The following is a 6,268-nucleotide window of genomic DNA, read 5'->3' on the forward strand; positions in this document are numbered from 1 at the left end:
ATGTCACACCGCGCATGACTTTCCCTAATCAGAATTGTGGTCCACTGTTGATTGCTTTCTCGATATTGTCCGCCCACTTGTCGTCCATTTTCTGCCGGAGTGACGTTCGATTTCTTGGACGCCCACCAGGTCCATCTGTCGAACTGGTGATTGTATAGGGTTTCTAGAAGTCCAGTCTCACCCATTCAAAAGAGCGTCAGTTCCATCCTATTCTCTCGTCAGTTTGAACCACCCCAGATACTATGGCCGATTGAATGTTGGTGAACCAATCATAAATGGTGTCCTGTACCCACTATCGAAGGCTAGAGACAGAGCACAACGGTTGAATCACCGTCTTCTCCGCTTCATTTTGCGATCACTCCTCCGAACTCCACCCCGCTACGCCGATTCACAACGGGTTGGAGTGTGTGCTTAAAGTGCGCTTGCCAGCAGTAGCTTGTTGATAATTAAATACTATCCTCCTGTTCTGCGTTGCATGGCTTCACCGGGGATTGTCCGATTGATGACCGACCTCTGGGAGGAATCGTTGGACGGAATTCATCCGACAGTCGACATTGAGACGGGCAAAGTCACATATCCTGAAGCGAACGCTCGTCTGGACGACCGAGATGGCAGTGTCTTCGAAGTATTGGAAACGCTCGCGGAACAGGGCCGGCTAAAGCGGGAGTTTCAGGAGAAACAATACATCTGTCCACATTGTGAGACAAAGGGGATGCAGTATACGTCCGCCTGTCCGTCCTGTGGCTCTCCAGAGACGATTCGGACGGAGCAATATCGACATACAGAGTGTGACCACGAAGGAATGCAAGACCAGTTTGTCGACGACGACGGCGTCGTGTGTCCAGAGTGTGAAATGGGCCTAAAATCGCTCGAACAACTGGAATCAGACGCGGCAAACTACTGCAAAGACTGTGATGAGATATTTGAGACAGAGGAGCACCGACTTCTGTGTCGAAATTGCTACCTCGTCATCCAGCCGAAGCGAGCAACTGAACGAATCCTCTATCAATACTATCTCACCGACCAGGGCAAAAAATGGGTCGACGAGCAACTGACCGCACGCCAGTTAGTCGTCGAAACATTGAAAGACAGAACGTTGCGGACGGAGATCGATACAACGGTGACCATCAGTTCGGGCGAGGAGGTACCCGTTCACGTCTATGCGCGCGACAATTTGTTAAATGACCACATCATCGCGGCGGTACACGAACAGCCGTATGAGAGTGATATCTCACACTTACTGACGGTCGCGTTGGATGTGGACGCACATGCAATGTTGGTCACGACCTCCGGAACGGTCGTCGGGGAAGATATCGACCGACTCGACACAGACGATCGGCTGACGATCCTCGAGATGACGAAAGATGGTGCGCTGCAACGTGAATACGAAACCGTTTCTGATCCAGACGCACACAACTCGTTCGTCGGGCGTATCACCAATATTTTCAAACCGCAGACTGGGTAGTCCACCGCTACCTTAGACGGTATCTGAACTGTGTAGTCCAAAAATATAGGCGACACAGGTTTGATAGCGGTACTGCTCACGCTCTATTAATAGCGGAACAAACACAGAGCACCATCGATTTAGCCGTGAGGAAACCGATACTCTCCACGGTGTAGACGGTAGCGACCACCCATCCGTCTTGCTACCAACTGCCACGAGAATTTTGTCGAAGTGGGTCGGTAATCCGTATATGTCCGACGAGTTGCTCATTTACGGGTCGTACGGTTACACTGGCACACTGGTCGCCAAAACTGCGGTGGACGAGGGAACGTCGCCAGTTCTGGCTGGTCGACGAGCTGAAGCGGTCGAGGCACAGGCAACCGAACTCGGCCTTAATCACCAGACATTCACTCTTAAGCATCCCGCGATCATCGAGCAGTCTGTTAGCCACTTCGATGCGGTATTGAACTGTGCTGGACCGTTCTCGTCGACGGCTACTCCGCTCATCGATGCTTGTCTTGCAACCGGAACTGACTATCTTGACATCGCAGGCCAGATTGACGTGCTTGAATCCATCGCTGAGCGGGATAATGACGCCATCGAGGCAGACGTGACGCTCCTTCCGGCGGTCGGATTCGATGTCGTCCCAACGGACTGCCTCGCAGTTTATCTCTCTAATCAGGTCGAGAACCCGACTCGCTTACGGCTTGCACTTGACGGCTTACGGACGTTCTCACCAGGGACAGGAAAGTCGATAGTAGAGGGACTACATCGGCCAGGTGCAGTCCGCGAGAATGGCGAGATACGCGATGTTCCCCCAGCGTGGAAGTCCCGTGCGTTCACGTTTGACGGAGCCGATAAGGAAGCTGTCACAGTGCCGTGGGGCGATGTTTCGACCGCATTCTACGCGACGGATATTCCAGACATCGAAACGTATGCGACGGTCCCTGAGTACGCTAATACGGTGATGAAACGATCGGGTAAAATCACTCGGCTTCTCGGTTCGACCCCCGTACAAAAGGCATTAAAGAGCCTCGTCGATACCGTGGTTTCTGGTCCAACTGCAGCACAGCGTGACCAAAATGTAGCGCGGATCATCGGAGAGGTCGAAACGGATGACGGAGACGAGGCGAGTGCGTGGTTACAGACGTCGGATCCGTATGATCTGTCCGCACAAACAGCCGTCAAATCAGCGTCTCGTGTCCTTGACAACGAAGTAGAGGCTGGATTCCTTACCCCTGGCAAAGCGTTCGGCCCGGACTATGTGCTTGAGTTCCCAGGCGTTGAACGGCGAGATATCGACATTTCCGACTGAAGATACTCGGTCATCTACCGATCTCTGTATCGATGAAGAGCCTATATCGGGAATCATCGGGAACAACGGGGCTCGGTACGGGGTGGCGGACTATTTTACCATTTGAAAAGTGGTGTCAAGAGATTATTCGGCCTCGCTCGAATCGGGTTCGGGGGGGCCAACGTGTGCCCCGCCGCTGGTCGCCGACTGTGCGTCGAGCAGTTCGACCGTGCCATGGCTCCCGTCAATGCGGATGTGTTGTCCGGTTCGAATCCGTTTCGTCGCTTCGGGAACGGAGACGACAGCGGGCAGGCCGTACTCGCGGGCGACGAGTGCCCCATGACTGACGGCGCCACCGACTTCGGAGACCAGCCCAGCGGCGTTCAGGAATAGCGGTGTCCACCCTGGGTCGGTCGAGGGCGCGACGAGTATCTCGCCGTGTTCCACCGTCGCTGCCTTCGGGTCACGAATGACGCGGGCCGCTCCCTCGACGACGCCCGACGAGACACCAGTCCCGACTAATGTCCCCTCGGAAACCGTTTCACGGTCCGCGTGGCCACGAACGGCTTCACCCTCGCTTGTCAACACGGGCGGAGCGTCCAAGTCGACATTACGTGCATGTTCCCGTCGTCGGACAGCGATATCGATGTCGATGCGCTCGCCATCGAGGGCGTCGAACAATTCGTCTTTGTGGAGATACCAGACATCGCTCGGCCGGTCGAGTTTATGCTTTGCGACAAGCAGCTCTCCGGCGTCTAGCAGCGCCGTTCGCCATGCGGTGAATGCTCGAGCGGCCTCCTGCTTGGGGTACTCCCGGAGATAGATCGTATCGCGATATGTGCGGACGAGCCAGCGAACGTAGCGCCGGCGAAGCGACCCGAGCAGACCGTGGTCGGCACGCGCTTCGAGACGCGCTGCGGCTTGCTCGGCTTCGTCAGCGAGATGTTGGATTCGTTCACGATGGTCGCCTGCCGCCTCATCTGCAAGGTTTGCCCGAACGACCGCGAGGAGCATGGACGGATCTTCCTGCCATCGTGGCCTACTAAGGTCTATTTCGCCGGTAGCGCGGTGGCCAAATTCGTCGAGGAAGACAGCAAGCGCCTCGCGGAAGGCCTCGCTGCCTTCCACGTTCTCGAGATCCGCAAGGGAGGTACCGTCGCGGAGGGCAGTGGCGACTTGCGGATGATCCCGGGCAATATCGGCGAGGTCGCCGAGGCCGAGGTTGATGCGAGTGACGACGTCGCGTTCAAACCCTCGACCGATCGCGTTCACATCGTCTGGCTGAGCAGGGAACGCCCTCTTGAGCCAGCCACCAAGCGCGAATGCGAGAAACAACGGGCTGATTTGCGGGTACACTTCACGGAAGAATCGCCTGATGTCGATGGCCTCGAACACGGCCCGGCCCCGGGATTTGGGGGTTGGTGCGTCTGCGACCCGTCCGAGGAAAAGTTCGCTCACACCAGCCCAGGACTCATCATCGAGGGGAGCCCCGCGGCCGGCCAGCGCATCGAGGACGTTCCGAACGATGCGCGGGACCGCGGGGCCGACCAGTCGGGCTACTCGCCCGGTCGTCGCGATGTATCCCGGGAGCGCATTGACGGTGATTCCACGAGATTCGAATTCTTTGGGCCGTCGCGATACAATATCGTCGAGACTGGCGGCGACCGGTTCGTTTACCGCGGCGATTCGCTCGATTAGCCCGGATTGCAGGTCGGGGTAGCGAAGGAATGGGGTGACGTCGATAAAAACCCGCCCCCCGGCTTCGACCGTCGGGTTGCCGAGGCTGGCATCGAGACCGATGGCGGAGAGCGCGCTTCCGGTGTAGATCCGCCACACGTCTTGGACGAGTGGCGGCATCGCCTCCGGCATTGCCTGCATGTGACCCATACTGATGTAGACATGGAGCCGATCGTCGTCGGGTGCCGGTGACGGCCGCGGGAACAACGACGTGATAGGACGGGACTGCAGGAGGACGAACTGGCCGTCACCGAGCGCCCATTCGACGTCCTGTGGTGTGCCAAGCAGTGTTTTTGCCTGCTTTCCCAGCCCGACGAGGGTGCGAAGTTGGTCGTCGGTGAGTACACGCGACTCCCGTCGCTCCGATGGGAGTTCGGCCCTTTCAGTTCCATCCGTTTCAACGCTTCGCGTCTTTTCGGTTCCGATTTTTTGCGTTCCCTCGCGAGCAGCACCGGCCTTGTGTAACTCGACGGCGACCGTCTTCGTGCCGACCGTGTACTCCAGCACCTCGTTTGTCCGGGTGTCTACGAGAGCGTGGTCCGGCGTGACGTCGCCAGCGACGATGCTCTCTCCAAGACCGAAACTCGCATCGACCGACGAAACGTGTCGGTTCCCGGTCGTCGGATCCGCGGTAAAGAGAACGCCTGCGGCAGTCGCGTCAACCATCGGTTGGACGACAACGGCCATTTCCGTATCGGCGTGGGCGATGCCGTTGCGCACCCGATAGGTGACTGCCCGGTCGGTGAAGAGACTGGCCATGCAACCACGGACGCGGTCGAGGACGTCAGCAGTCTTCACACCTAGGAATGACTCATGTTGACCGGCGAACGACGCGCTTGGGAGGTCCTCGGCTGTGGCGCTTGACCGGACGGCGAAGCCGTTGGCGCGCTCGAGCGATGCCATCGCGTCGGTGATCGCCTCCTCGATGGACGCACCGAATTCGCGACTCTCGATGAACGATCGAAGTTCGGCTGCGACCGCGGCGCGTGTGTCGATGTCGACCGAGTTGACCGCCTCCAATCGATCGATTGCATCGCGAATCTGTGGTGTATCGATGAGGTCTCGGTATGCGGCGGTCGTAACAACGAATCCTTGTGGAATGGGAAGGCCGGCCCGTGCCAGCGCGGCCAAGTTCGCTCCCTTGCCGCCAGCCACGTCGATGTCGTCGGCGTCCAGGGCGTGAAACCACCGCACGACACTCCCGTTCGAATACTCTGGCATTGTAATTACTAGTAACACGGTACGTGTCGAGCAGCCATATCGATAGTCCTTCTTCCGGGGATTGTTGGCTGTACTCGCTGTCTACCACACCAACGTTTGCAATGACGACATAGCTGCCACCGGTCGCGAGTTCCGCGGTGATTCCACTCCTGATCTCGCCGCCGCCCGTCACTATCGATATCACCTCGTCGAGTGATTGCTGCTCTACAGATGAGCAAGGCGAGTGCCTCGGGGCTTGACCCCGAGGCGGTTCACTGTTGTTCCGAATCCGATTCGACCCACACCAGCATAAATACTACTTAGTTGTCCTTTTGGGTGCCATATTCAGAGGCGTACAATGACGAAACCTCATCAATTGTCGTCATTAGTCGGGAGATAAGCACCGAGACTAAGACTCATGCACGAGTTTTTCTTGGGTCGTCGAAGGCAGGGATTGCACAGTCCGCTAATTCAGTCGGGTCTGCAGGCATCTGATGTTCTTTGGCAAGATGGGCCATCACCTCGTACCCAACTTTGTGTTGACTCTCCCCTTTCGCAACAAAATCACAACCACAGAGACAATCCAACTTGAA

Annotated in this window: 3 protein-coding genes; 2 read left to right on the forward strand and 1 reads right to left on the reverse strand. The window is 57.2% G+C overall.

The genetic code is table 11. The features are described from left to right. Positions 1-502 precede the first annotated feature (502 nt). Both WBV42_RS09655 and WBV42_RS09660 read left to right on the forward strand, forming a co-directional pair. A complete protein-coding gene (locus WBV42_RS09655; RefSeq protein WP_423985834.1) occupies positions 503-1,465 on the forward strand; it encodes a hypothetical protein in 963 nt (320 codons plus the stop codon). Positions 1,466-1,694: 229 nt separating this feature from the next. Next, entirely contained in the window at positions 1,695-2,759 is a 1,065-nt protein-coding gene (locus tag WBV42_RS09660) for a saccharopine dehydrogenase family protein (RefSeq protein ID WP_423985835.1), read from the forward strand. A 123-nt stretch (positions 2,760-2,882) separates the two neighbouring features. Here the strand turns inward: WBV42_RS09660 and WBV42_RS09665 are convergent, their stop codons facing one another. Further along, positions 2,883-5,696 (reverse strand): PEP/pyruvate-binding domain-containing protein, encoded by a 2,814-nt coding sequence (locus WBV42_RS09665; protein WP_423985836.1) that lies wholly within the window; start codon positions 5,694-5,696, stop codon positions 2,883-2,885. Between the last annotated feature and the right edge of the window lie 572 nt (positions 5,697-6,268).

The organism is Haladaptatus sp. (assembly GCF_049589095.1).
In the GTDB taxonomy this organism is placed as follows: Archaea; Halobacteriota; Halobacteria; order Halobacteriales; family Haladaptataceae; genus Haladaptatus.